Source organism: Candidatus Sphingomonas phytovorans (assembly GCA_029202385.1).
In the GTDB taxonomy this organism is placed as follows: Bacteria; Pseudomonadota; Alphaproteobacteria; order Sphingomonadales; family Sphingomonadaceae; genus Sphingomonas; species Sphingomonas phytovorans.
The window spans coordinates 3,280,198-3,305,745 of record CP119314.1; the positions used below are offsets into that span (position 1 = coordinate 3,280,198).

At 65.2% G+C, this 25,548-nt stretch carries 23 protein-coding genes; 15 read left to right on the plus strand and 8 right to left on the minus strand.

Annotated features, from left to right (window positions below):
- Window positions 1-354 precede the first annotated feature (354 nt).
- Together P0Y59_15105 and P0Y59_15110 are read right to left on the minus strand one after the other, a co-directional pair.
- Window positions 355-1,494 (minus strand): MFS transporter, encoded by a 1,140-nt coding sequence (locus P0Y59_15105; protein WEJ98271.1) that lies wholly within the window; start codon window positions 1,492-1,494, stop codon window positions 355-357.
- Window positions 1,495-1,508: 14 nt separating this feature from the next.
- Window positions 1,509-2,282 (minus strand): DeoR/GlpR family DNA-binding transcription regulator, encoded by a 774-nt coding sequence (locus tag P0Y59_15110; GenBank protein ID WEJ98272.1) that lies wholly within the window; start codon window positions 2,280-2,282, stop codon window positions 1,509-1,511.
- A 154-nt stretch (window positions 2,283-2,436) separates the two neighbouring features.
- On the opposite strand from P0Y59_15110, the gene P0Y59_15115 reads away from it, so the two are divergent.
- Window positions 2,437-3,348, plus strand: coding sequence for an HNH endonuclease (locus tag P0Y59_15115; GenBank protein WEJ98273.1), 912 nt, complete (start codon window positions 2,437-2,439; stop codon window positions 3,346-3,348).
- Between the two features lie 124 nt (window positions 3,349-3,472).
- Complete coding sequence (locus P0Y59_15120; protein ID WEJ98274.1) at window positions 3,473-4,651, plus strand: alpha/beta hydrolase; 1,179 nt, start codon at window positions 3,473-3,475, stop codon at window positions 4,649-4,651.
- Between the two features lie 66 nt (window positions 4,652-4,717).
- Here P0Y59_15120 and P0Y59_15125 read toward each other — a convergent pair whose 3' ends face one another.
- The 4 genes from P0Y59_15125 to P0Y59_15140 form a co-directional block, all read right to left on the minus strand.
- Window positions 4,718-4,936, minus strand: coding sequence for a hypothetical protein (locus P0Y59_15125; GenBank protein WEJ98275.1), 219 nt, complete (start codon window positions 4,934-4,936; stop codon window positions 4,718-4,720).
- 390 nt (window positions 4,937-5,326) lie between these two features.
- Window positions 5,327-6,796: a DUF87 domain-containing protein gene (locus P0Y59_15130; protein ID WEJ98276.1), complete on the minus strand. Its 1,470-nt coding sequence runs from the start codon at window positions 6,794-6,796 to the stop codon at window positions 5,327-5,329.
- Between the two features lie 284 nt (window positions 6,797-7,080).
- A complete protein-coding gene (locus P0Y59_15135; protein ID WEJ98277.1) occupies window positions 7,081-7,230 on the minus strand; it encodes a hypothetical protein in 150 nt (49 codons plus the stop codon).
- Between the two features lie 53 nt (window positions 7,231-7,283).
- Window positions 7,284-8,267 carry an alpha/beta fold hydrolase gene (locus tag P0Y59_15140; GenBank protein WEJ98278.1) on the minus strand — a complete coding sequence of 328 codons (984 nt, stop codon included), beginning with the start codon at window positions 8,265-8,267 and terminating at the stop codon, window positions 7,284-7,286.
- 491 nt (window positions 8,268-8,758) lie between these two features.
- On the opposite strand from P0Y59_15140, the gene P0Y59_15145 reads away from it, so the two are divergent.
- Window positions 8,759-10,522: a GGDEF domain-containing protein gene (locus tag P0Y59_15145; GenBank protein WEJ98279.1), complete on the plus strand. Its 1,764-nt coding sequence runs from the start codon at window positions 8,759-8,761 to the stop codon at window positions 10,520-10,522.
- Between the two features lie 10 nt (window positions 10,523-10,532).
- Here the strand turns inward: P0Y59_15145 and P0Y59_15150 are convergent, their stop codons facing one another.
- Window positions 10,533-11,630 (minus strand): IS630 family transposase, encoded by a 1,098-nt coding sequence (locus P0Y59_15150; protein WEJ98280.1) that lies wholly within the window; start codon window positions 11,628-11,630, stop codon window positions 10,533-10,535.
- Between the two features lie 175 nt (window positions 11,631-11,805).
- Between P0Y59_15150 and P0Y59_15155 the strand changes: the two genes are divergently transcribed.
- The 12 genes from P0Y59_15155 to P0Y59_15210 all read left to right on the plus strand — a co-directional run bounded on the left by P0Y59_15155 (window position 11,806) and on the right by P0Y59_15210 (window position 22,721).
- Complete coding sequence (locus P0Y59_15155) at window positions 11,806-12,129, plus strand: reverse transcriptase-like protein (protein ID WEJ98281.1); 324 nt, start codon at window positions 11,806-11,808, stop codon at window positions 12,127-12,129.
- 5 nt (window positions 12,130-12,134) lie between these two features.
- Window positions 12,135-12,776: a glutathione S-transferase gene (locus P0Y59_15160; protein WEJ98282.1), complete on the plus strand. Its 642-nt coding sequence runs from the start codon at window positions 12,135-12,137 to the stop codon at window positions 12,774-12,776.
- Between the two features lie 138 nt (window positions 12,777-12,914).
- A complete protein-coding gene (locus P0Y59_15165) occupies window positions 12,915-16,124 on the plus strand; it encodes a tetratricopeptide repeat protein (protein ID WEJ98283.1) in 3,210 nt (1,069 codons plus the stop codon).
- Window positions 16,125-16,253: 129 nt separating this feature from the next.
- The gene (locus P0Y59_15170; GenBank protein ID WEJ98284.1) at window positions 16,254-16,439 is read left to right on the plus strand and encodes a hypothetical protein; all 186 of its coding nucleotides are present in this window, start codon (window positions 16,254-16,256) and stop codon (window positions 16,437-16,439) included.
- Window positions 16,439-18,133 carry a portal protein gene (locus P0Y59_15175; GenBank protein WEJ98285.1) on the plus strand — a complete coding sequence of 565 codons (1,695 nt, stop codon included), beginning with the start codon at window positions 16,439-16,441 and terminating at the stop codon, window positions 18,131-18,133. Before P0Y59_15170 ends, P0Y59_15175 begins: the two co-directional genes overlap by 1 nt.
- Before the next feature lie 220 nt (window positions 18,134-18,353).
- Window positions 18,354-18,674 carry a hypothetical protein gene (locus P0Y59_15180; GenBank protein ID WEJ98286.1) on the plus strand — a complete coding sequence of 107 codons (321 nt, stop codon included), beginning with the start codon at window positions 18,354-18,356 and terminating at the stop codon, window positions 18,672-18,674.
- Window positions 18,628-19,284 carry a hypothetical protein gene (locus P0Y59_15185; GenBank protein ID WEJ98287.1) on the plus strand — a complete coding sequence of 219 codons (657 nt, stop codon included), beginning with the start codon at window positions 18,628-18,630 and terminating at the stop codon, window positions 19,282-19,284. The genes P0Y59_15180 and P0Y59_15185 overlap by 47 nt, the downstream gene beginning before the upstream one ends.
- A gap of 3 nt (window positions 19,285-19,287) precedes the next feature.
- A complete protein-coding gene (locus tag P0Y59_15190) occupies window positions 19,288-20,310 on the plus strand; it encodes a hypothetical protein (GenBank protein ID WEJ98288.1) in 1,023 nt (340 codons plus the stop codon).
- A gap of 141 nt (window positions 20,311-20,451) precedes the next feature.
- On the plus strand, window positions 20,452-20,886 hold the full coding sequence (locus P0Y59_15195) for a hypothetical protein (protein WEJ98289.1): 435 nt from the start codon (window positions 20,452-20,454) through the stop codon (window positions 20,884-20,886).
- A 20-nt stretch (window positions 20,887-20,906) separates the two neighbouring features.
- Complete coding sequence (locus P0Y59_15200) at window positions 20,907-21,083, plus strand: hypothetical protein (protein ID WEJ98290.1); 177 nt, start codon at window positions 20,907-20,909, stop codon at window positions 21,081-21,083.
- 148 nt (window positions 21,084-21,231) lie between these two features.
- Window positions 21,232-22,146 carry a sulfotransferase domain-containing protein gene (locus tag P0Y59_15205; GenBank protein ID WEJ98291.1) on the plus strand — a complete coding sequence of 305 codons (915 nt, stop codon included), beginning with the start codon at window positions 21,232-21,234 and terminating at the stop codon, window positions 22,144-22,146.
- Complete coding sequence (locus tag P0Y59_15210) at window positions 22,116-22,721, plus strand: hypothetical protein (GenBank protein WEJ98292.1); 606 nt, start codon at window positions 22,116-22,118, stop codon at window positions 22,719-22,721. Before P0Y59_15205 ends, P0Y59_15210 begins: the two co-directional genes overlap by 31 nt.
- A 117-nt stretch (window positions 22,722-22,838) precedes the next feature.
- On the opposite strand, the gene P0Y59_15215 is transcribed toward P0Y59_15210, so the two are convergent.
- Window positions 22,839-25,547 carry a PAS domain S-box protein gene (locus P0Y59_15215; protein ID WEJ98293.1) on the minus strand — a complete coding sequence of 903 codons (2,709 nt, stop codon included), beginning with the start codon at window positions 25,545-25,547 and terminating at the stop codon, window positions 22,839-22,841.
- Between the last annotated feature and the right edge of the window lies 1 nt (window position 25,548).

A 25,548-nucleotide genomic window follows, 5' to 3' on the forward strand; every position in this document is an offset into this window, starting at 1 on the left:
GGTTATCCAACCGAAAACTCTCTCCACTATGTCAAATGGATCATCTGTTGGCGACATTGATACTCACCAGCGCGCCGTCACCATTACAACAATCGAAGACTCACTCGCTATGAAATGTTGCACCACTTTCAGCAGTTGACTGGCCGCAGCACACCATTCTCTTCCCGTTGCAAAGCCATCTAGACAAGCAGGGTGATATTGATACCGTATTTAACATCCGAACCGGTTGATTTTTACGTCAGGACTTGTCCAAACAATTGGCCATTCACTGGAAGAACGGTCACCCCGCGCCGCTTTCTTTATCCCGCCCGCCCTATTCCGGCCGAACTCCCAAAGGTCACCGCATGAGGCAGGCTATTTCCGCGTCACGCGCCGCGCGTTCGCGGGCACGAGAAGCAGGAGCGCGGCCAGGACCCAGAAGGCGACGGGCAGGCCAACAGCCTTTGCGACGAACCCGATGGCGGCCGGCCCGACAAGAATGCCCGCATAGCCCAATGTCGTCAGCGCCCCGATCGCCTGTGCGGGTGGCATGCTCTTTTGCGAACCGGCGAGGCGGAACAGGACCGGCACGATATTGGATGCGCCCAGCCCGATCAGCAGGAACCCGGCGAGCGCCGCAGGGGCGACAGGCGAAGCGAGAATCAGAACGAACCCGAGGGCCGCCAGCAAGCCGCCGCCCAGCAGCGTGCGATAGTCGCCAAGCCGGGCGGTCAGGCGATCGCCGAACAGCCGGCCGGCCGTCATCGTGATCGAGAACAGGATGTAGCCGACACCGCCCATGCGGGTGTCGACCAGCGAGGCCTGGGTGATCAGCAACGCACTCCAGTCGAGCATCGCCCCTTCGGCAAGGAATGTGACCATCGCCAGCACCGCCAGCAACAGCACGATACCTTGAGGGCGTACGAATAGCGGCCCTTCGTCGACACGGGCGGACGAGAGCAGGCGCGGCCAGGCAATCAGCATCGCGACGGCCATCAGGGCCGAGCAGATCAGGCTGCCGACCAGCGCCGCGATCTTCAATGACAGCAACAATGTCATCGTCGCTGAACCAGCGAAGCCGCCGATGCTGAACAGTGCGTGGAAGCCCGACATGAGGGGTCGCTGCGCCGCGCTTTCCACTTCGACCGCATGAATGTTCATTGCCACGTCGAGCGAGCCGAGCGCGCCGCCGAACAGCAGCAGGACGATGCCGAGCGCCAATGGGGTCGCCGCTACCGAGAGGAACGGCAGGACACAGGCCAGCGCCATTCCACTACCGACGATCACCGGCTTGCTGCCGTACCGGGCGCTGAGCGGACCAGTGGCGATCATCGCCGCGACCGAGCCTGCCCCGATGCAAAGAAGGAGCAGCCCGAGCGTCGCGTCATCCACCGCCAGTCGCTGCTTCGCGAACGGCACCAATGGCGCCCAGCAGGCGATGCCGAAGCCGGCCACCAGGAAAGCAAGGCGGGTCGCCAGCCGAGTGGCCGGTCGATCGGCGGAAATCATCGACATTGCTCCGGGCGAGATCAGGCTTGGCCAGCGACAAGGATAGTGCGGCAGCCCGCGGCATCGAGTGCAGCGCGTTGCAGGGCCGTCGCGCTGGATTCGATGATCACCATGTCGATCTGCTCGGCGGAAGCGACGAGATGCGCCGCTGCTTTGCCGATCTTGTCGTTCGTGATCAATATGAGCGAGCATGCCGACGATGCGAGGACAACCCGCTTGAAGCTGGCGTCCTCGAAATGCTCGGCACCGACGCCGTCATCCGAGATGGCGCAGGCGCCGATGAAGGCGCGGTCGAACCGCATCCGGACAAGCGCCTGCACGGCGACAGCGTCGATACATCCGCCCACCACCGGGTCGGCCATGCCGCCAATCACGATGAGCCGGATATCCTGGCGACGGAGAATCGCGGCGGCGATGTCCACTGAATTGGTCGCGACGGTAAGGTCTGCATCCTCGGGCAGGAACTCGACCAGCGCGAGGTTGGTGCTCCCGCTGTCGAGGAAGAGAAACTCGCCGGGCTGAACCGTTTTCGCCGCCGCGCCCGCGAGAAGCCGTTTTACTTCCTGGTCAGCGACAGCACGGGCGGACATCGGCACAGCGCCGGGGGATATCGGCAATGCGCCGCCATATACGCGCCGGCACAGGCCCTGGGCGGCGAGCGCCCGAAGATCGCGTCGGACGGCGTCCTCCGAAACGTCGAACTCAACGGCAAGCGCCGGCGCCGATACCGGTTGCCCGGCCGCAAGCCGCGCCGCGATGTCATCTCTGCGGGCGAGTGGAACCTCTATCGTCATAAACGCGCACTATCGTGCATGTTTTGCCGAGTCAATGCGCAAGAACGTGCGAGAACGTGCATATCATATGCACGGAGATGCCGATCTCGCTGAGATTTCACCGTGGAAACCCGCGAACGCTTGGCCTCGCGAAGTTCCCCTCTATAGCTCGGGGATGGCCTTCGGCGTCTTCATCCACCGAGCAGACTCGATCTACGAAGACAGTCCCGCCGAGCGCTATCAATTCCCCCGCCCCTATCTGACCCGCGCCCAGCAGACCGTCGGTGACTGGATCCTCTATTACGAGCCGCGCAAGGTGCGCGGGACACGCGGCTATTTCGCGGCTGCCAAGGTCAGGCAGATCATCCCGGATCCCGCCGCGCCGGGCATGTACATCGCGCTGATCGAGCCGGGCAGCTATCTGGAGTTCCCCGACGCCGTGCCCTTCGGCAGCCCCGGCGATCCGGTCGAGCGCGGCCTGTTGAACGAGGCCGGCGCCATATCCGGCCGCGCGCAATCGGCGGTTCGGCCGCTCTCCGCGGCCGATTTCAATCGCATCATCGAGCTTGGACTCGGCGGAGACGACAGGCTGCTGCCGCGCGACGACGATCCCGCTCTTTCTTCAACTTCCGACAATTTCGTGCAGGATGAACGGGTGCCCTTCCCGTTCGAGCAGGAACGCGATCGCATCAGCTATTACGGATCGCGCATCGTGCGGAAGCAAATCTTCCGCCGCGTCGTGCTGCGCGCCTATGACGAGCGTTGTGCCATCACTGGCCTGAAGCTGATCAACGGCGGCGGCCGTGCCGAGGTGCAGGCGGCGCATATCCGGCCGGTCGAGGCGAGCGGGCCGGACATCATCAACAACGGGCTAGCCCTTTCCGGCACCGTGCACTGGATGTTCGATCGCGGGCTGATCGGCCTGGACGATGACCTGAAGATCCTCGTCTCCCGCCAGATCAACGATCCCGACGGCGTGAATGCGATGATCAACAAGAGCGGCCATGCCCTGCCGCCGCTTCGCCCGGCCGATCGGCCGCACCCACATTTCCTGCAGTGGCACCGCGAGCACTGCTTCAAGAACTGAGCTGCGCCGACAACGGATGCGGCCAGGGCGGCGAGATCGTGCCTTCTCTGCCCGGGCCCCCTTCACCGAGGGGCGAATGAATGTCAAAGCACGGCCGGACGGCGTGCGCGGCGAGAACAAAGACATGACGAAGCGATTCCTGGCGTTAGCGGCGACCCTTGCTGCCCTCCCCCTTTCCGCCTGCATCACCATTCCGCCGGCCTATGGCCCGGCCGCCGGCACCTGCGCCGGGCAGACCACCGATCCCGCGGCGGCGAAGGACCCGGTCTATTTCGTCGCCACCGGCATGCCCGACTGCGCGGCGGGCGTGCCCTTGTCGCTCAGCGTCCTGCGGGGCAGCTTCCATCCTTATGGCGAGGCACCGTCCGATCCGGTTCGTTACGGCATGGCGACCCAGGGCACTCCCGTCCTGCCCGAACTCACTCTGTCGGCGGCGGCCCAGTGGCGGGACCGGCTGCGGCGCGACCTGCAGGCGGGAGGAAATGTGAAAGGCCGCGTCCTGCTTTATGTCCATGGTTATAACACCACGCCCGCGCACGCGCTCTCGATGGCTGACCAGGTCGCCATGGCGGCGCGTTTCGACGGACCGGTGGTCGCGTTCCTCTGGCCGTCGCAGCATGCCCTGGCCAAATATGGCTGGGACGAGGAGAATGCCCGCTGGACCCAACCATCCTTCGACGCGGCGCTTGCCGATCTGGCGCGGATCGCCCCGGATGTCGTGCTGGTGTCGCATTCGATGGGCGGTCGCATCGCGATCGACGGGCTGCGCCACCTCCAGGCGAGCGCGCCCGATCTGGCGGCGCGGGTCCGCACCGTCGTGCTCGCGGCACCCGACATGGACCGGGAATTGTTCGATCGCGACGTGTCGCCCGATATCGTCCAGCCGGGGCGGCGCATCGCGTTGTTCGCCTCCGGGCATGACCTGGCGTTGCGCAGCAGCTGGGCGGTGCATGGCAATCCCCGCGCCGGCGATGTCGGCTGTGCCTTCCGCCTGCAGCGCCGCAGGGGCCCAGCCATCGCCCAGCCACGCTGCTATCCCGTCCCGCGCGGCGCACCCGGCGAGTTGACCGTGATCGACGGGACCGACATTCCGGGCACGCCGATCGGGCACAGCGCCTATGTCGCCACGCCTGAGGGCCGCGCGGCGCTGCGCAAGCTGCTCGCACCCGATGCCGCACCGTTGCCGGCCGACAAGGGAGTGATGCTGCTCCACCTCGACAGCCCGCCCGATTGCGCGAACGGGCCGAGCCGGCTGAAGATGGACTATACCGTGGTACGCTGCACGGAAAAGAAGAAGCGATAGATGCGAAAACGCCACGCACCGGGGCCAACCCGGGCGTGGCGCGCAAAGGGCTTTAAACCGCCCCGCTTATTTGCACTTGGTGAACTGGCCCTTTTTCGGACCCGATGCGATGTGGCATTTGCCCTTCGCGTCCTTGGTGACGCCGGCGGCGACGACAGCCGGTGCGGCGACGGCGGTCGGGCATTTCACGAACTTGCCCTTGGCATCCTTGCAGGACGCGGCGAGGCCCGGCGTGCCAGTGAGCAACGCGAGCGAGGCAAGGGCAAACAACGATGTACGGATCATGGCATTTTCTCCCGCCGATACAGTCGGCTGCAGGGGAGGCTATGCGGAGGGGCTCGCCGCGGCGGTGACGGCAACATGACAAAAATGTCATGATTCGTGAGCCAGAGAGCGCGTGATACGGGCAGAATTCTCAAAGCAGCGCGACGGGAGTCGGCATCATCAACCGTCGTCCGCGAAGAGTATCGACCAAGCAGACAACCCGGATCAGCAACCGGTATTGGGGCATAGGTGGCGCGCGAAACTTTGGTCCCTCGATACGCCATCTCGGCAGGCTCGATGACTACGCGGGACGAGCGGATATGCCTTGTCGGCATCTGATACTGATACTCCAGCGACTGGTGCGCTGGACTTCCGAACTCGCCCTTCAGGAACGGCGCGACGAAACTCTCCTTACCCCACCTCGGCCGCGGCAGTCGTCCAGCCAAGGCCGGGGATGGTGATCGAGCGTTTGCCCGACAGATCGACGCGCGTGACGAAGATGTTGCGTCCCTCGATATAACTCATCACCCGCCGTGCGCGGCCGAGCGAGCTGGTGCCGTAGGTGCGCGCCACATCCTCGTCGCTTGGGCAGGGTTCGCCCTCGCGCGCCGCGCGGGCGACCAGCAGGAAGGCCCCGAGCATGTCGTCGGGCAGGTCGTTCGCCTGTTCGAGCGCCTGTTGCCATTCGTCGTCGAGCCGGTCGAAAATGCCCGCGCGCGCCGCGGCGAGGCGGCGGGCGAAGGCCGACGGATCGAGCGGAGACCGCTTCACCCCCGCCATGCGGCAGCGGACCTGGAAATCCTGGAACAGCACGGCGGCCGTGCGCAGCGTCGCCTCGGGATCGTCCATGATCGCGCGAAGCACCTGGACGATCACCTCCTCCAACTCCTCGAGCGACTGTTCCGGCGCGCTGTCATGTTCGCGCGGCGGCGTCGCGGCGAGATCCTGCAACAGTTGCGCGGCCGGCGGCGTGCGCGGCGCGGGCGAGACGCCCGGCGGCAGCAGCGGGAACAGGGTGCTGGGCGGTTCCTCGATGCCTTCGCGCAGGAAGGTCATCATGTCGTCGGACGGGGCCTGGGGTAGCGGGGTCAGGACCGGGCTGGAACTGCGCGCGCTGGTCTCGACCGCGCCGATCTTCACCATCACCGGCCGGCGCGCGATGGCAGGGCCGAGGCCAAGGAACGTGCCGCGCGAAAGGTCGCGGATCGATTCGGCCTGGCGGCGCTCCATGCCGAGCAGGTCGGCGGCGCGCGCCATGTCGATGTCGAGGAAGGTGCGGCCCATCAAGAAGTTGCTCGCCTCCGCGGCGACATTCTTGCTGAGCTTGGCGAGGCGCTGGGTCGCGATGATGCCGGCAAGGCCGCGCTTGCGACCGCGCGACATCAGGTTCGCCATGGCGGAGAGCGAGGCGCGGCGCACCTCCTCGCTCACCTCGGCACCGGCCGCGGGGGCGAAGATCTGCGCCTCGTCCACCACCACCAGCGCCGGGTACCAATGTTCGCGCGGGGCATCGAACAGCCCGTTGAGGAAGGCGGCGGCGCAGCGCATCTGCCCTTCCATCTCCAGGCCCTCGAGGCTGAGCACCACGGAGGTGCGATGCTCGCGGCAGCGCGCGGCGAAGCGCGTGATCTCGCCCACCGCATAATCGACCGCCTCGATCGCGACATGGCCATAGGGCGCGAGAGTGACGAAATCGCCTTCGGGGTCGATCACGATCTGCTGCACCTGGCCGGCGCTGCGCTCCATCAGCCGGCGCAGGAGATAGGATTTTCCCGAGCCCGAATTGCCCTGGACGAGCAGGCGCGTGGCGAGCAGCTCCTCCAGATCGACATGGACTGTTTTGCCCGTGCCGTCCGTTCCCATATCTACCTGAAACGTCATGCGCCTGCCCTTGGCTGATCCGGGCGCGGGAGGGCAAGCGTTTAGCGGCGGGGCGCCTGCGCTTCCCCCGTTTTTCCCGGGGGCGGAATCGACCCGGAAAACTACCTAATCCATATTATCCCCAAAATGGCTATACTGTCCGACGCCGACCGATTTGGAAGCGCTTCCTTTTACGGTGGTGGGATGGGCCGGGGATAGAACCGCATCTCCGGCCCACTCTTCTCCCGCCCGACGGCGTTCCGACACGCTCTCTCCCCCGGGGAGTCAGGTCCGGGTACTGCTGCTCAGCGCGAGAAGATGGAGGAGCGGCCTTCGTCTCCGGCCGAATGGAAAAAGCGCGTGACGGCACCGGTGAGCATGGCGGTATTCGCACCATGGGCGAACGCGAGGTCCCCCAGGACCAGCATCAGGATGGCGGCGAGCACGAACTTCATGGACCGCCAGCCTAAGCTGCATTGATTAACGAATCCTCCATATCGGCGGTGCCTCAGGTCGCGCCGATCCGCCCCCTTATCCAAAGCGCCACCGTCTCGGCCGCGGTGATCAGGATCATGTGCCCGCCGTCGATCAAGGTCAGTTCGACACGCGGCACATCAGCGGCGATCCGGCCGCCATGCAGCGTGGGATCGAGGATTTCATCCTGCCGGCCGAACAGGATCGCGACGGGCACCGCCAGATCGGGATAGCGGGCCGCCAGCCCGGCCATGTCGGTACGGGCGGCCGCCAGATCGGTCGAGGCAGCATGGAAGGCGCCGGGCCGCAGCACGAGCCGCCCGCCACCCAGCGTCCCGAAATCGGCCGCGACCGGCTCCGGCGCGAACACCGCCACCGCGCCCTTGTCGCCGGAGAGCAGGCCGAGCGGCGTAGCCAGCGTCAAGGCGACCGCGCGGCGCACCGCGGGCGAGTTGATCGCAATGCCGCGAAACGCAGCGGGCACAGCGCCTTCCGGCTGGGTAAGCGGTGCGACCAGCGCCAGGCCGCCGACCTTGTCGGGATGATCGAGGGCCAATGCCAGTGCGACCGCGCCGCCCAGCGAATGACCGACGATCAGCGGATGATCCAGTTGCAGCATCTCGATCAATCCGGCGATCAGCCGCGCCTGCACCGCGATGCCCGCGGAAGGCCCGGCCGCCGAATAGCCCGATCCGGGCCGGTCGACGAGGATGACGCGATGATCGGCGACGAGCCGGTCGGCGAGGGCATAGCCGAAATTGCGGATCTGGCCGCCAAGCCCGTGGATCATCACGATGGCGGGCCCGTGGCCGCGATCGACATAGTGAAGGCGGGTGCCGTGGATGGTGACGAACTGGCCGTCGGGCGGCACCTCCCGCTCGATCCGGCGCGCGGCGAAGCGCGAGAACAGCACCAGCCCGCCGGCCAGCACCGCCACCCCTGCCGCGATAGCGGCAATCACTGATGCGTTGCCGCGTGGAACTGGCCCATCGTCATGACGTCTCTCCTCGCGCTTCATGATCGCCACATCCTTTCACAGCCGCCGGGCGGTGTCACGCCCGCGCATGCGCCGTCGCGCGGCATTCGGAAGCGCGGAGGGCGCAATGATATAGATATGTCGATTCAGCGGACGATCCAGCTTCGCCGGCAGGGAAAGGATGATTTCGACAGCAACCCATGGCGGCGGCACGGCGCCCGATATTCCACGCCTTGATCGCCGGCGTGTGCACCCCATATCCAAGGCCTTGTTCAACAACGGAAAGGAGGTGGTCAGATGTCTCATTGTCACACGCCGGCCATGGCGGATCATGTGAGCACGACCTCCAGCGCGGGGGCTTTGCGCGCCTGATTTCCCAGCCGTGACCGGCTGACAATGGAAAGGCCGTCCCGAAAGGGGCGGCCTTTTTTGCTGCCCTGTCGTGGGCATCGATATTCCCCCGGAGGAAAGCGAACCTCGGCGCAGCGTGCGGGGTAAGACTTTTCTCATCCGATCGGTGCATAATGTGAAGCATGAGCGGGATTGGGGATTCATGTCGGGCCGTCGCGGCACGCGTGCTGCTGGCCGTGTTCGGCATCGCCGCCGCGTGCTGGTCGCTTCCGGTTGCCGCTGACACACCGCTCCTGGATGGATCGCTTTGTCATGCCGTCACCGGGCGGCAACAAGCGGACGACAGCCTCCCGTCGCTGCGTTTCCACTGCGGCGGTTCCCCGGCCGGTTATCAGCACAGCAGCCTCTGGCTGCGCGCCGATCTCAGACGATTGCCGGTCGATCGCAACGACATCGTGCTGATGGTCCATCATTCGCGCTTCGACAGGCTCGCGGTGACATTTTCCTATGCCGACGGCACCGAACAGCGGCAGCAGGTCAGCAGCGGCGACTATGGATCGCATTGGCGGACGGGCGGACAGATCGCCTTTGAGGCACCCGCCCGGAACGCGCCGCTCGTTGCGATGACTTTGCGGTTCGATGCCCTTGCCAGCCACAACCTCCTTCACGCCCGGCTGATGACGCGGGGCGAGAGCGGCGTGCAATCGGCAGCGCTGGCGGCGGCGATCGGCGCCGCGCTGACGCTGCTGCTGATCGGCGTGATCTACAACCTGTCGCTCGCCATCTCGGTTCGGCGGCAGTTCCTTGCCTGGCACGGCGGCTGGGCGGGGTGCATGCTGCTCTGGGGGGTGATCTGGTCGGAAATACACCTGATCGCCGTCCCGGGCATGGCGGGGACGATCTCAGCGCAGACCTGCACCTTCCTCGCGTGCCTTGCGATCGCCCTGGCGACGACCAGCGTCGTCACCTCGCTCGGCCCGGCCGACCTGCCACGCCTGGCGAGAAGGGCTACACTCGCGCTGGGCGGCGGCATCGCGCTGCTCGGCATCCCGCTCTCCCTTGTCCGCGGCGCGGGCATCGATTCGCTGGCGAGCTTGGCGAGCTTGCTCATCCTGGCCGATCTGCTGGCCGTGGCAGCCTGCCTTACCTGGGCCTGGCGCCACGGCAGCGCCGAGGCTCGCGATTTCGCCGGTGCCTGGTCGCTGCCGATGGCGACATTGGGGTTCATCCAGATCGCGAATGTCGACAGCGGCCTCTGGGGCGGTGGTTCGAAACTGCTGATCCTGCTGGCCGCGGCATGGCAGACGCTGTGGCTGTCGATCGTCGCGACCAGGCGGTTTGCGCGGCTTCGCATCGAGCGCGACCATGCCCGTGCCGCCGAGGCACGGGCGAACGAGCTCGCGCGGCGCGACCCGCTCACCGGGCTGCGCAACAGGCGCGGTTTCGTCGAGACGATCGCGCCGCTGCTCGACCCGGTCCGATCGGAAGGCGCACCGGCCGCCCTGCTGCTGATCGATATCGACCGCTTCAAATCGGTCAACGATGCCCATGGCCATGAGGCGGGCGACATGGTGCTGCGCTGTATCGCCAGGAGGCTTGAACGATGGGAAGGCCCGATGTGCGCGGTCGCCCGGCTCGGCGGTGAGGAGTTCGCCCTGATGATCGCCGGGATCGAGGGGTTTGCGCTCGCCCGCTTCGCCGACAATGTCCGCCTCGAGATCGCCGCATGCGACCATCGCGGGTCGATCGGCGAGCGACCGGTGACGGCGAGCATCGGTGTCGCCGAAGCGCCTATGCCGAGCGATTTCCAGCAGCTTTACCGGCTTGCCGACCAGGCGCTCTATGCCGCGAAGCAGGAGGGTCGCAACCGGATCGTCCTGCGCCGGTTTACCGTCGTCACCGCGCCGGTACCGGACCCGCCCACGACAATCCGGGCGGCATCCTAGTCATCTGAATCTAAAGTTCGGGACATAAATTTTGCTCGGTCTTTTGGCAGAATCGTTTGATCGCGGCGAGGATATCGTCAGCGGATTTTGTCCATCGGAAGGGTTTTGGGTTGGCATTATGCCGCTCGATGAAGCTGCGGATATCGGCTTCCAACTGGGCAGTTGAGGTGTGAACACCGCGCTGGATTTGCTTGCGGGTGAGCTCGGCGAACCAGCGCTCGACCTGATTGATCCACGACGCCGATGTTGGGGTGAAATGGACGTGATAGTGCGGCCTGCGCGCTAACCAGGCCTTGATCGTCGGCGTCTTGTGGGTGGCATAATTGTCCATGACAATATGAACGTCGAGGCCGTCTGGAACATTGCCGTCGATCTGTTTGAGAAAATCGAGAAACTCGGTTGCCCGATGCCGCTTGTAGCATTTGCCGATCACTGCGCCGGTGGCGATGTCGAGGGCGGCAAACAACGACGTCGTACCATGCCGAACATAGGTGTTCGTGCGTCGCTCGGGCATGCCGGGCATCATCGGCAACACGGGTTGCTCACGGTCGAGCGCCTGGATCTGCGACTTCTCGTCGACGCACAGGATCAGGGCATGGGTCGGCGGCGAAAGATAAAGGCCGACAATGTCTCTGACCTTGTCGACGAACAGCGGATCGGTCGACAGCTTGAACGTCTCCGCCCGGTGGGGTTGCAGCCCAAAGGCGTTCCACATCCGGCGGATCGTCGTATGGGAGTGACCAGCGGACGCCGCCATGGAACGGATCGACCAGTGCGTCGCATCGGCGGGTAGCGTTCGCAACGTCCGTTCGATCACCGCCGCGACAGCATCGTCGTCGATCGAGCGAGGGCGGCCGGATCGTGGCTCATCGAGTAACCCATCGATGCGCTCGTGCACAAACCGCCGACGCCACTTGCCGACCATATGCTCGCTAACGCCCAGTTCCGCTGCCACTCGCTTGCTTTGCAGGCCATCGGCGCAGCGCAAAACGATACGGCAACGCTCCGATAGCGAGCGCGTCACCCGATGGCGTCGTACCTGCCGCTCCAGATAGTCGCGCTCATCCGCCGTCAAAATCAGGACCTCAACAGGCCGACCTCGCCCCATCTCGCTTGCTCCCGTCGTTCAGGCAGGATCAGCATACAATGTAACTTACTTCAGTTCCAGATGACTAGCGCTTGGCGACATTGCGCCCGCGCCGAAATGGCATAACGGTGAGCCCCGCATGACATCCCGCGTCAAAATATTCTTCGATGGCGGATGTCGCCCTGCCCCCCAAGGAATGGAAATCGCGGTCGTTATCGGCGGGAAGGCCCATATCCAGCGCGACCTCGGGCCGGGAACCGGGATGGATGCTGAATGGCTTGCCCTGATCCACGCGGTCGGCCTGGCGCGGGAGTTTGGCCTGACCGACGTGGTGTTCATCGGGGATTCCGCTGCCGTCGTGAACCAGGCCAACGGAACCGCGAAATGCCGCGGCGGCAATATCCGGCATCTGGAGGAATTCCGCGCCATCACATCCGCCGCGAACCCGCCGCGAATCCGGCACATCAAGCGGTCGCAAAATCTCGCCGGCATCGCGCTGGCGCGATTGCATGCGCGCTGACGCGAATGGATATTCTCTACAGCTTCCGGCGATGCCCCTATGCGATGCGCGCGCGCATGGCGTTGCTGGTGAGCGGCGCCCGGATCGAGATTCGCGAGATCATCCTGCGAAACAAGCCGGTGGAGATGATCGCCGCCTCTCCCAAGGGAACCGTCCCGGTCCTCGTCCTGGCTGATGGACAGGTGATCGACGAAAGCCTCGACATCATGCGCTGGGCTCTCCGGCGCGCCGATCCGGAGGACTGGCTGACGGGTGACGATACAGCGCTGATCGCGACATTCGACGACCGGTTCAAGCATCATCTCGACCGGTACAAATATGCCGACCGGCACAATGCGAACCCGGAGGAGCATCGCCTGGCCGGTGCGATGCTGTTGAGGGAGCTGGAGGAACGGCTGGCCGTCGGCAGGAACCTGTGCGGCGAGGCGCGGTCGCTTGCCGACATCGCGATCATGCCGTTCGTGCGGCAATTCGCCTCGGTCGACAGAATATGGTTCGACACCCGGCCATTGCCGGGGGTGCAACGCTGGCTCGCGGACCATATTGCCTCCCCGTTGTTCGAGCGGGCGATGGCGCGTCTGGCATCATGGGCGCCCGGCGACGCGCCTGTCATGTGGCTCGCTGCGGACCGGCACGATCACGAATGACCAAGTCGAGATGGCGGCAGATGTTCTTGCATGCCTGTCGGATGATGATCCAGGATGCGAGCATCCGGCGATAGTCTCGACAGACATCAGTCCGGTCGAGGGGGTAGACAGATGAGAGCTTTTCTTGGTGCGCTCGCGGTGTCGGGTGCGCTGACAAGCCCAGCCTATGCGGGTGACAAACCACTGATTGCCCCGGCCCCTGCATGGGTGAGGCCGGTCAGCCTGCCATCCACGCCCCCAAAGACCGACGAGGCGCCGGTCCAGCTGCTGCTGTCAGACCAGCAGGTCGATTTACAGCCTGGCCGGCAGACCGTGTATTCCCAGATGGCCCTGAAGATACAGACGCCGCAGGGCCTTACCGTCGGCAACATATCCTTCCCGTGGCGCCCCGACACCGAGGAACTCACGGTGCACAGGCTCGTGATCCGGCGTGGCGACCAGACCATCGACGTTCTCGCCTCCGGACAGACTTTCACCGTCATCCGGCGGGAGCAGAATCTGGAGAGCGCAACACTGGACGGCGTTCTCACCGCGAATATCCAGCCCGAAGGCCTTCAGGTCGGAGACGTGCTGGAATTCGCGATATCGGTTTCCTCCAGCGACCCGGTACTGAAAGGTCATGTCGAACAGATCGGGGCCAATTGGGACGGCACCCCGATCGGTCGCGCGCACCTGCGCATGCAATGGCCGAACGGGATGAAAACGCGGCTTCGGCAGACTCCTTCCTTGCCCGCCTTCAAGCCGGTCAAGATAGGCGAGAGCACCTCCGTCGAGATACTGCTCGACGACGTGAAGCCGATCATCCCGCCCAAGGGCGCCCCTGTCCGCTATCGCATCGGCCGGCTGGCCGAGATGACAGACTTCGCTTCATGGGCCGATCTCGGGGCATTGATGGCGCCGCTTTACGAGAAGGCAGCGACAGTGCCGGCGCAAGGCCCGTTGCGTACGGAACTGGAGCGGATCCGCGGCGTATCGCGCGATCCGAAGGCACAGGCCGAAGCGGCACTCGCACTCGTCCAGGACCGGATCCGGTACGTCGCGCTGGCGATGGGAGCCGGGGGCCTGGTTCCTGCGGATGCGGAGGCGACATGGTCTCGCCGCTACGGCGACTGCAAGGGCAAGACCGCTCTTCTGCTCGCGCTGTTGCACGCCATGGATATCCAGGCAGAACCGGTCGCGGTCAGCACCATCTTCGGTGACGGCATGGATGCCCGGTTGCCGATGATCGGGCTGTTCAACCATGTCCTTGTTCGCGCCACGATTGCCGGCAAGATCTATTGGCTCGACGGCACACGCTCCGGCGACACCAGTCTCGACAGGCTGGCAATACCGGCGTTCGGATGGGGCCTCCCGTTCGTGCCGGCGGGCGCAGCGCTGGTGCGGATGGTGCCGACACCATTGGAGGTGCCGACACGCGATGTTTCGATCCGGATCGACGCGACCGCAGGCTTGACCATTCCGGCGCCATTCAAGGTCGAAACGATCATTCGCGGTGACGGCGCCGTTGCCATGAATGCTTCGCTGGCCAATCTCGTCGGCGATGCGCGAACCTCCATGCTGCGCGACTATTGGAAGGAGCAATACGACTTTGTCGATATGACATCCGCCAGTTCGGCCTTCGATCCCAAGTCCGGCGAGCTGCGCCTCTCAATGGATGGACTGGCCAAGATGGACTGGAGCAGCGGCTGGTACGAGACGGACGGAACCGGGGTTGGGTACAAGGCCGACTTCGCCCGGGCGGCGACCCAGGACCAGAACGCGCCGTTTGCCGTGCCGTACCCCTATTATCAGCGATCGACCGAAACCATCCTTCTCCCTCCCAGCTTTGCCGGTGTCAGGTCCGCACTGAAGAGCGACGTGAACCAGACGGTCGCCGGTATCGAATATCATCGGCAGTCCAAGGTCGAGACAGCGGTATTCTCGATCGAGGTGACGGAACGAAGTGTCGCGCCGGAATTCCCCGCGAAGGACGCCGCCGCCGCCCAGGCCAAACTCCGTGAACTCGCCAGCCAGACCACCTACCTGCGCAAGCCCCCGGGCTACAAGCCGACCGAGAAAGAGGCGGATTTACTGATCGCCGCTACACCGACGACCGCGCAAGAATATCTCGATCGAGGCGTTCTGTTGCTTGACCGAAACCGCCAAGACGAGGCGATCAAGGACTTTGACCAGGCAAGCGCACTTGATCCGAAGAATGCGTGGGCCATAGCAAACAGGGGTATCGCACGCGTCTGGAAAGGCGATCTCGACCTCGCTGCCAAGGATCTCGACGCGGCTGCCGCGATCGATCCAAACAACGGGGGAACCTGGCGGGGACGCGGCATGATCGCGCAGCGCAAGGGCCCACCTCAGGAGGCCGTAGCAGCCTATACAAAGTCATTGGGCATTGATCCGGGCAATCCCTTCGACCTGGGGCATCGCGCTGAAGCCAACAAGGCTGCGGGGAATGACGAAGCGGCCCTGCAGGACGCGGCGGCGGCGTTGAAAATCAACCCGAAATGGATCGACCTCTATCTTTTGCGGGCAAACATCCTGCGGAATCAGGGCAAGAACGACGACGCACTGAAGGAAGCAGTGGCAGTCGAAGCTGCCAACCCGGATATTGCCTTTGCGCATGTCACCGCCGCCAATCTGTTCGCTGCTTTCCACCAGGATGCGGAAGCGATGAAGGCTTATGATCGGGCAATCGCGATCAAGCCCGAGGCCTATATCTATCTGAATCGCAGACTGATGCGCCCCAAAGCCGATATTGCCGGTCGTCAGGCTGACCTCGATGCCGCCGCGAGACTGGATCCGAACGACGAAGATGTGCTCACCGCAAAGGCCGAGGCGCAGATCGACAAGGGTGACTTCGCGGGAGCTGTCGTGACATATACTTCGGCAATCGATAAATCACCGGGGAACGCCGAACTCCTTACCGACCGCGGGATCGCCTATGCCCGATCGGGTGATGCAAAACGCGCGGCGGCGGATTTTACCAGTGCTCGCGCCAAAGCCACGGAAGCCGTCGATTTCAACAACATGTGCTGGTCGAAGGCAAAGGCGGGAATAGAGCTTGAAGCCGCGTTGGCGGATTGCAACACCGCCTTGAACAAGGCGCCGGGCATAGCCGCTTATCTGGATAGCAGAGGGCTCGTCTTGTTGCGCCTCGGAAGGCTCGACGATGCGATTGCCGACTATGACAAGGCATTGGCCAAATACCCGCATATGGCATTTTCGCTGTTCGGCCGGGGCGTGGCCTGGGCCCGCAAAGGCGACAAGGATAAGTCGGCAGCCGACATGGCTGCGGCGCTGAAAGTGGCCCCGGAGATTCGCACCGATTTCGAGCGGTTCGGGATCACGTTATAGACCGAAAGGAAACCCTGCCGTCAGGTCGCTGGAGCGCAGCCGTTCACCGACCTGACGGGCTGCCCACCCCTGCAACCCGCCCCTCGATTCAAACCCTTCCCCAAAGCCCCTATTCCGCACTGCATGTGCATGCCAAAGCCCCCCAAGCCGCAAGAAATTCCCGAGCGCCAGGCGCTCAAGCTGCCCGATGGCGGCTCCACCGCACCGAGGGTCGAGGATGGCGTTCGTCGTCGCCGCGCGATGATGACGTCCGTCTTCTCGAGTCTCCTCGGACAAGGATCGGGGCCGTCGACCACGACGGTGCTGGGCGGCTGATGCCCGGCCCCGCGCTCCCCAACGTCTCCCTCAAGGAGCGCTGCAACCGGCGCCTTTCAGCGCTGAAAGCGGCCCGCCAGCCCTATGAAGCCGAATGGGCGGAGATCGCGAAATACGCGCAGCCTTCCCGATCGCGTTTCCTCACATCCGAGAACAACCGCAATTTCCGGCGGGGCAATTCAGCCATCTATAACGCGCGGGCGATCCTCAGCTTCCGCACGCTGACCGGCGGCATGACGAGCGGGCTTTCCTCGCCCTCGCGCCCGTGGTTCCGACTGACGCCGTTCGATACCGATCTGGCGGGCGACGGCGCGGTGAAGGCCTGGCTGAGCGAGGTCGAGCAGCGGATGTACGCCTTTCTGGCGGGCACCAATTTCTACGGCGCGGTCAAGGCCGGGTACGCCGAGATGGGGCTGTTCGGCACCGATGCCTGTGTGATGGTGGAGCATGATCGCGAGGGCGCGGTGTGCCACGCGTTGACCGCCGGCGAATATTGGACCGCGCTGAGCGACGCGATGGTGCCGGACACGCTGTATCGCCGCTGTTCCATGTCGGTGCACCAGGTGGTGCAGTCGTTCGGCCTGGAGACGGCCAGCGACTTCGTGCGCAACTGCCACGCCAATGGGCGCTATGACGAGCAGATCCCGGTAGTCCACGCGATCGAGCCGAACGACGACCGGGTGCCGGGCGTGAAGACCGCGCGGGGCAAGCCCTGGCGATCGGTCTATTGGGACGAGAATGACGGGCGCGCCGACCGGGTGCTGCGCGTCTCCGGCTATGAGGAGCAGCCTTTCTGGGCGCCGCGCTGGGACACGACCGGGGGCGACACCTATGGCACCTCGCCCGGCTTCGATGCACTGCCGGACATGCGCGAATTGCAGTTGCAGACCAAGCGCAAGACCGAGGCGACCGAGTTCCTGATCCGGCCCGAGAAGATCGTGCCCGCCACGGTGAAGCTGACCGGCAAGGCGGGCAATGTCGTCTCCGCCTCGGCGGTCGACGCGGCCGGGGTGGTCGTGCCCTATATGATCAACCCGGCGGCGATCGGCGCGATCATGGAGGATGTGAACCGCTGCGCCGAGGCGATCGACCGGCTGACCTATGCCGACCTGTTCATGGCGATCACCAATATGGACGGCATCCAGCCGCGCAACGTGGAGGAGATCGCCAGCCGCAACGAGGAGAAGCTGACCCAGCTTGGCCCCGTGATCGAGCGCGTGAACAACGAGAAGCTTGAGGTGGCGATCGACCGGACCTTCGGCATCATGACTCGGCGCGGCCTGCTGCCGCCGGCGCCGGACCATCTCCAGGGTGAGCCAGTGAAGGTCGATTTCGTGTCGATCCTGGCACAGATGCAGCGGATGGTGGGGCTCGGCCAGATCGAGCGGACGGTGGCGTTCGTCGGCAATCTGGCCGGGCGCTTCCCGGAGGCGGCCGACCGGCTGGATGTCGATGCGATCGTCGACGACTATGCCGATCGCGCCGGGGCACCGCCGAGAATCATCCGGTCGGTGGAGGATGCGGGCAAGCTGCGCCAGGGCCGCGAGCAGGAAGCGCAAATGGCCAAGATGGCCGCGATGGCCGGGCCAGCCAAGGACGGCGCGGCGGCGATGCAGATGCTCGGGCAGATGGCGGGGCCGCAGGGTGGGCCGGCGGGGCTGGCACCCGGACAGGGGCCGGAGCCGGGACAATAGCCGCATCCTCCTCGTCGCCCCGGACTTGTCCCGGGGGCCATCGGTCCGCACGCACCACGACCCGACGCTCTGGCCGCACCATGGACCCCGGAACAAGTCCGGGGTGACGGATAAAGCATAGGAGGTCCCGAACCTCACTCCCTCTCACCCTTCCCACGCCTTCGGCGCGGGCCCCTTCCCTCTCCCCCAAAAGGGGAGAGGGAATTTCGGCGAGCACCCCATGATCGAGAAGACCGACAAGCTCACCCTGCTGGAAAGCGCGCCGTTTCGCCGCTTCCTGTTGTCGCTCGTGCAGAGCGCCGGGGTGTTCGAGACCGCCGCCAATATCGCCGATGGGCGCCACCTCTATCTCGAGGGCCGGCGCTCGCTCGCGCTTGAGATCCTGCGTGATTTCGACGCGGCGCAGCCGGTCGCGCTGCCCGGCGGAATTCCCGCCGCGACCTTGATTCAAACCTTGCACGAACTGGCGCATTCGGGGCGCAAGGAGAATGTCCTTGAACGACGAAACACTTATGCAGAACTCGGAGACGATGCCGCCTGAGGCGGATGATGGCTTCGACGATTTCGAACCTTCCGCGCTTGGCGATGAAGTCGCCGATGGCGGGGAAGACCTCCCGGAGGACGATGAGGGCGACACGCCCGACACCGATGCGGGAACCCCCGACCAATATCAGCTCATCGCGCCCGAGGGCCTGACCCTCGACCCCGTCGCGATCGAACTGGCGACGCCGGTATTCCGCGAGCTCGGCCTTTCCAACGAACAGGCCAACAAGCTGATGCCGGTGGCGGGCCAGTTCGCCCAAGGCGTTCTCGATCGCCACAACCGTCAGATGCTCGGCCAGGTCCAGACCGAGCGCAAGGCGTGGCTCGACAGCGCGCGCAACGATCCGGAGATCGGTGGCCAGCACTGGACGTCCACCATCGGCACTGCGGCCAAGGCGCTCGACGCCCTCGGCTTCGGCAAGGGCAGCGCGTTCCGTACGCTGCTCGACGAGAGCGGGCTGGGCAACCACCCCGAAATGATCCGCGCCTTCCAGCGGGTCGGCAAGGCGATCGGCGAGGACGGCTTCGAACGCTCGTCGGGCATCCACCATTCGAAGCGAGACAGGGCGGAGACGCTCTACCCCGAAGACACACCCAAAGGAGGGTAAGACATGGCAACCATCGGCAATTCGTTCCTCAATCTCATCGATCTCTACAAGGGCGCCGGCGGCGCCGACGGCCAGCTCGGCGAAGTGGTCGAGGTGCTGCGGCAGCTCAACCCGATCATGGAGGACGCGGTGACCGCGCCCTGCAACATGGGCACCGTCCACCGTCATACCATCCGCACCGGCCTGCCCGACGTGGCGTGGGGCCGGCTCTACCAGGGCATCCCGCAGTCCAAGTCGACCACCCAGCAGGTCGACGACACGACCGGTTTCGTCGAGGGTCTGTCGACCGTCGATACCAGGCTGCTCGAAATCTCCGACAATCCCGGCGGCGTGCGCCTGTCGGAAGGCCGCGCCTATCTGGAGGCGATGGCGCAGGAGGTGTCGCGCGGTTTCTTCTACCACAACACCACGACCACGCCGGAGAAGTTCAAGGGCCTGGCCTCCCGCTATTCCTCGCTTGGCGGTGGCGGCGCGGGCAACCAGATCGTCAACGCCGGTGGTGTCCAGTCGGACAATACCTCGATCTGGTTCGTCACCTGGGGCGACGATTACACGACCCTGATTCACCCCAAGGGCACCAAGGCCGGCGTCACGCGCGAGGACAAGGGCGAGCAGCGCACCACCGACGGCAGCGGCAACATCTATTATGTGAAGGAGGAACTGTTCCGCCAGCATGTCGGCGTGGCGGTGCGCGACTGGCGCTACAATGCGCGGATCGCGAATATCGACGTGTCGAACGTGCTTGCCGGCACGGTCGACCTCTACGGCTTCATGCGCCAGGCCTGTTACAAGCTGCAGGGCCGCCGCGCGGCCAAGATGGCAGCGAATGTCGCGGCGCAGGGCCGCACCGTCATCTACATGAACCGAGACATGCTGCAGGCACTCGACGCGCTCGGCACCAACTCGGCCAATGGCGCGCTGATGCTGAAGCCGATGGAGCTGCAGGGCGAGGAAGTGCTGTCCTATCGCGGCATGCCGATCCGCGAGACCGATGCGCTGATCAACGCGGAGAGCGTGGTCAGCTAGGCATTCAACGAAGCGGCATGCCGTGTCCTCGCGAAGGCGGGGATCCAGAACCAAGCAGCGCAACGCCCGTGACGCTGGCCCCCCGCCTTCGCGGGGGGAACGGCCACGGCGGCGCTGTTCCGAGACACCAGGAGAACCATCATGATCTTCGACGCAACCACCCTGTTCTCGAACGCCCAGGCGGTTACCGCCACGGCGGCATCGACCAATATCATCGATCTCGGCGCGACCGGCACCGTGTTCGGCGGTGCCGCCGCCATCACCCGCGATGTCGGCAAGGGTCGCGAGATCGCGATCCGCGCGAGCGTGGTCGAGAGCTTCAACAACCTGACCTCGCTGACCATCGGCATCGAGACCGACGACAATGCCGGCTTCTCCTCGCCGAAGACGGTGTGGAGTTCGCCCGCCTATGCGCTGGCCGACCTGGCCGTAGGCGCGAAGCTGTTGCTGCCCGACGAGCTGCCGGTCGGCACCGACGAACGCTATCTGCGGTTGAAATACACCGTTGCCGGCACCGCGCCCACGCTGGGCAAGATCACCGCCGGCGTGACCGCAGGCAACCAGACCAACCCGTGAGCGCGAAGGGAAGCAGCATCATGAAGCAGCCCAGGACCTACACCGCGCCGCACGACGTCTATACCGGGGGCGTCCTTTACCGCCCCGGCCAGCCCTTCACCACCACCGAACCGCGCGGGGCGGAATGGGAGCCGATCGGCGCGGCGGAGAAGGCGGCCATCGCGGCCGAACGCGAGAACCAGGCGGACAAGGCATAACAGGCCCATCGCGGGGACGGCAAACCGACACCGTCCCCGCGATGCGCAGCGCTCCGGTCGCTTGGTCGATTCCTGAGCGCAACGGCATTGGCGAGGCCAGCCCTTTCCAGCACCGGGACGCGACTTCTTTTTCCGCACCGGAGCAGCAATGGCAACGCAACTCGCCTCTCGCGCGCCCGTGAAGACGCGCGAGATTCACAACCATCATGTCGACTCGACCATCTGGAACGACTTCGCGTTCCGTGACGACGACATCGTCATCGCGACCTATGCCAAATCGGGCACCACCTGGGTTCAACAGATCGTCGGCCAGCTGCTGTTCGACGGCGATCCCGACCTGGACATCGCCGAATTGTCCCCCTGGCTCGACCTGCGTGTCCCGCCCAGGGAAGTGACGCTGCGCCAGGTCGAGGCGCAGACTCATCGCCGTTTCCTGAAGACGCACCTGCCGGTCGACGCGCTGCTGTTCGACCACAAGGCAAGATACATCTATGTCGCCCGCGACGGCCGCGACGTGGCGTGGAGCCTGCACAACCACCACGCCAATGCGACGCCGGCCTGGTATGCGGCGCTCAACGACAGCCCCGGCCGCATCGGCCCGCCGGTCCCGCAGGCCGATCCCGATATCGTTCGCTATTTCCGCACCTGGCTCGACAAGGACGGCGACCCCTTCTGGCCGTTCTGGGAGCATGTGCGAAGCTGGTGGGCGATCAAGGACCAGCCCAATGTCCTGCTGCTGCATTTCGAGGATCTGAGGCGCGACCTGCCGGGCGAGATGAAGCGCATCGCCGATTTCCTGGAGATCCGGATCGATCCGGCACGTTTCCCGGCGATGGTCGGGCATTGCGGCTTCGACTGGATGAAGGCGAATGCGGCCCGGGTCGCGCCGCTGGGCGGCGCGTTCTGGAACGGTGGCGCGCAGACCTTCATCAACAAGGGCATCAATGGCCGATGGCGCGATATGCTCAGCCCGGGTGACATCGCCGACTACGAGACGCGCAGCGCCGAAGAGCTCGGTCCGATCTGCGCGCGATGGCTGGCAGGTGGCGTGCGCGCCATCTGACCGCCGATTTTTTTGCGGACCCGCCGGGCCAGGCGGGGCGTTGGTCGATCATGACCAGTCGTTTCAGCACCCGCGCCACCCCGATCCTCTTCGCTATCCTGTTGCTCGGGGGATGCGGCAACGGGCCAGGCGAGGGCGTGGGGCCAGCCAATGCCACCACCACCTTCGTGCCGCCGCGCGAAGTTGCCGCGACTCCGTTGCCGGGGCAGACGCCGCAGACACCGGCCACCGCCTATATCGGCAAGTTCCCTAACGATCCGGTCGGCGGCGTGCTGTTCTTCGATCGCACCGATGTATCGAAGGCGCTGGCGGAGGCAGTGCGCGACAACGCGATCCGGGCGCATTTCAGCGAAACCAGAGAGCCGGAAAAGCCGATCTTCGCGCAGGACGGCAAGGTCGTCGCGGCTGGCTGCAACGCACGGGATTGCAGTGGGCTCAACTGGACGTTCCGGTTCGATCCGGCGATCGGCACGGGCGAGGCCTGTTATCACGACACCGCGACGATGCAGGATTCAAGCCGCTGGTTTGCCAACGGCACGCCTGTGATGCGAACGGGGATGTGCCCGCTGGCCTGACGGCATCGAGCGGCAGACATCGGGGAGCGGCAGACATCGGGTGCGACTGATTTGGCGCAATGCGTTGATGGTCGTTCCCTTCGCAAAGAGCCCGAACGGATTCCCCCGCCGACTGCGCTACGGCATCGCATGCGCCGGGGCGTGGACCGGAGCCTCGACCGGCGTTTCGATGATCGAGCGTACCCGCGTCGCCAGCGTCTCCATCGCGAAGGGCTTGGTGATGATCCCGGTACCGGGCTGGAGAAACCCCGGCGCGAGCGCCGCATTCTCCGCATAGCCGGTCATGTAGAGCACCTTGAGGCCGGGGCGAAGCTCTCGACCAGCGTCGGCGATCTGGCGGCCATTGAGTCCCGGCAACCCGATATCCGTGATCAGCAGGTCGATCCGGCCACGTGCACGCAGCCGTTCAAGTCCCTCGGGACCGTCGCCTGCTTCGATCGCCCGATAGCCCAGTTCAGTCAGCACCTCGACGATCAGCCCGCGCACGACAGGCTCGTCCTCGACGACCAACACCACCTCCGCCGCGTCGGTGGGCGTAACGGGCGTTCCTTCGGGCGCCGCCTCCTCAGCCTCGACCACCCCCGCATAGCGCGGCAGGCACAGACTGAAACCGGTGCCGACGCCTGGCTCGCTCTCGATCGTGGCATGCCCTTCCGACTGGCGCGCAAAGCCATAGATCATCGACAGGCCGAGGCCCGTGCCCTGGCCGAGCGGCTTGGTGGTGAAGAACGGCTCGAAGGCACGGGCAATGGTATCGGCGTCCATCCCGCTCCCGGTATCGGTCACCCGGATACAGACATATTGGCCCGGCTCCAGATCGCGATGCCGGTCGGTGTACCCCTTGTCGAAATCGGCGTTGGAGGTCTCGATCGTCAGCCTGCCGCCGTCGGGCATCGCGTCGCGCGCGTTGATGACGAGATTGAGGATCGCGTTTTCGAGCTGGTTGTGGTCGCACAGGGTCCACCACAGATCCTCGGCGAGGACCAGGTCGAGGTCGATATGCTCGCCAAGCGTGCGGCGCATCAGATCCTCCATCGACGCTATCAGCGGATTGGCATCCACCGGGCGGGGGTCGAGCGGCTGGCGGCGCGAGAAGGCAAGCAGCCGGTGGGTAAGCGCGGCAGCGCGGTTGGCGGCGCTGGTAGCCCCGGCGATGAAGCGCTCGATCCCCTCTGGCCGCCCCGAATCCAATCGTCGCTGGACGATCTCGAGGCTGCCGGTGATGCCCTGCAGCAGATTGTTGAAGTCGTGAGCGATGCCGCCGGTCAACTGGCCCACCGCCTCCATCTTCTGCGACTGGCGCAGCGCCGCTTCGGTTTCGGCAAGCGCTGCCGCAGCTTCGCGCTCGGCGGTCACGTCTCGCCCGAAACTGTAGAGCGTGCCGCCATCGGCGACGGTGATCCAGGCCAGGCGACAGCGGCCGCCATCCTTGCTCAGATAGATTCGCTCGACCTCAAGCAATGGTGCACCGCCCGACAGTTCCTCCAGGGCGAGCCTGCTTTTCGGTAATTCCTCCGGCGCGACGAAATCGGTGATCTTGCGGCCGACCGTTTCCTCCGAACTCCAGCCGAGAACCTTGGTCCAGGACGGATTCACCGCATGAACCTCGCCCGACGTCGACAGGACCAGCTTCACCACGGGCGAGAGGTTCCAGATCCGCTCCCGATCCCTCGCGAGGCTGCGTTCCTTGGTAATGTCACGACCGACCGCGTGGATGCGCCCGGCATCCGGCACTGCCGTCCAGTCGAGCAGGCGATAGCCGCCCTGCTTGCAGGCATAGCGATTCTCGAACGCCAGCGTCGTCGCCCCGGCGGACAGGGTGGCGATCTGCATGGCCGTGGTCGCGACATCGTCGGCGTGAAGGAAGTCGACGATGTTGCGGCCGACCATCTCTGCCTCGCTCCAGCCGAGCAGTCGTGTCGCCGAAGGGTTCACCGCGGTGATGATGCCGTCGAAATCGCAGACCAGCATCAGATCCTGCGACAGCATCCACAACCGGTCGCGATCGCGCAGGCTTTCCGCCTCGGACAATTTCTGTTCGTGGATATCCGTATTGGTACCGATCCAGCGCAGGATCGCACCGCCCTCGCCACGGATCGGCAGAGCGCGGACCAGATGCCAGCGATATTCGCCATCGGCCCGGCGGATCCTGAATTCGGTTTCGTAGTCGGCACCGGAGGCGAGCGATGCCGCCCAAAGGGTGGCCGCGCCCGCAATATCGTCCCGATGGACGATGCTTGCCCAGCCTTCGCCAAGCAATGCCGCCGATGCCAGGCCACTATAGTCAAGCGTCCGCTGGTTGAACCAGTCGAGCCTGCCATCCGGCGGCGAGGTCCAGACATGGTTGGCCATCGCCTGGGCGAAGGCGCGGAATTGCGCTTCGCTCGCGTTGATCGCCGCCAGCCGGGACCGCGCCTCATATTGCCTGAGCCGGCCCCGCACCGCCGACTTGGCGAGGCTGATCAGCGTCGTCGGGTGGAAAGGGCGTTCGAGGAAGGTGACGTTGCCGAGCGTCTCGAGCAGGCGCACCGCCGCCGGATTCCTCTCCAGCCCGCCGCCGCGCTGAGTAAGCAGGATGAAAGGAAAGTCAGACCATTCCTCCTGATCCCGCAGGAAGGCGTCGAGTGGATGGAGATCGGCGCCACGCAATGCCTCTTCAGTGACGAGTGCGAAACCCGCACCGGCGCGAAGCTCCGTCACCAGCGCCGGAAGATCGCCCGCGACGGACGCGCCGATCCCCGCCTCGCGCAGCATCTCCGCCGCGATGATCGCATCGCGGCCATGCGGGGCGAGGATGATTGCGCGCCGGGCGGAGGTCAGGTTCACG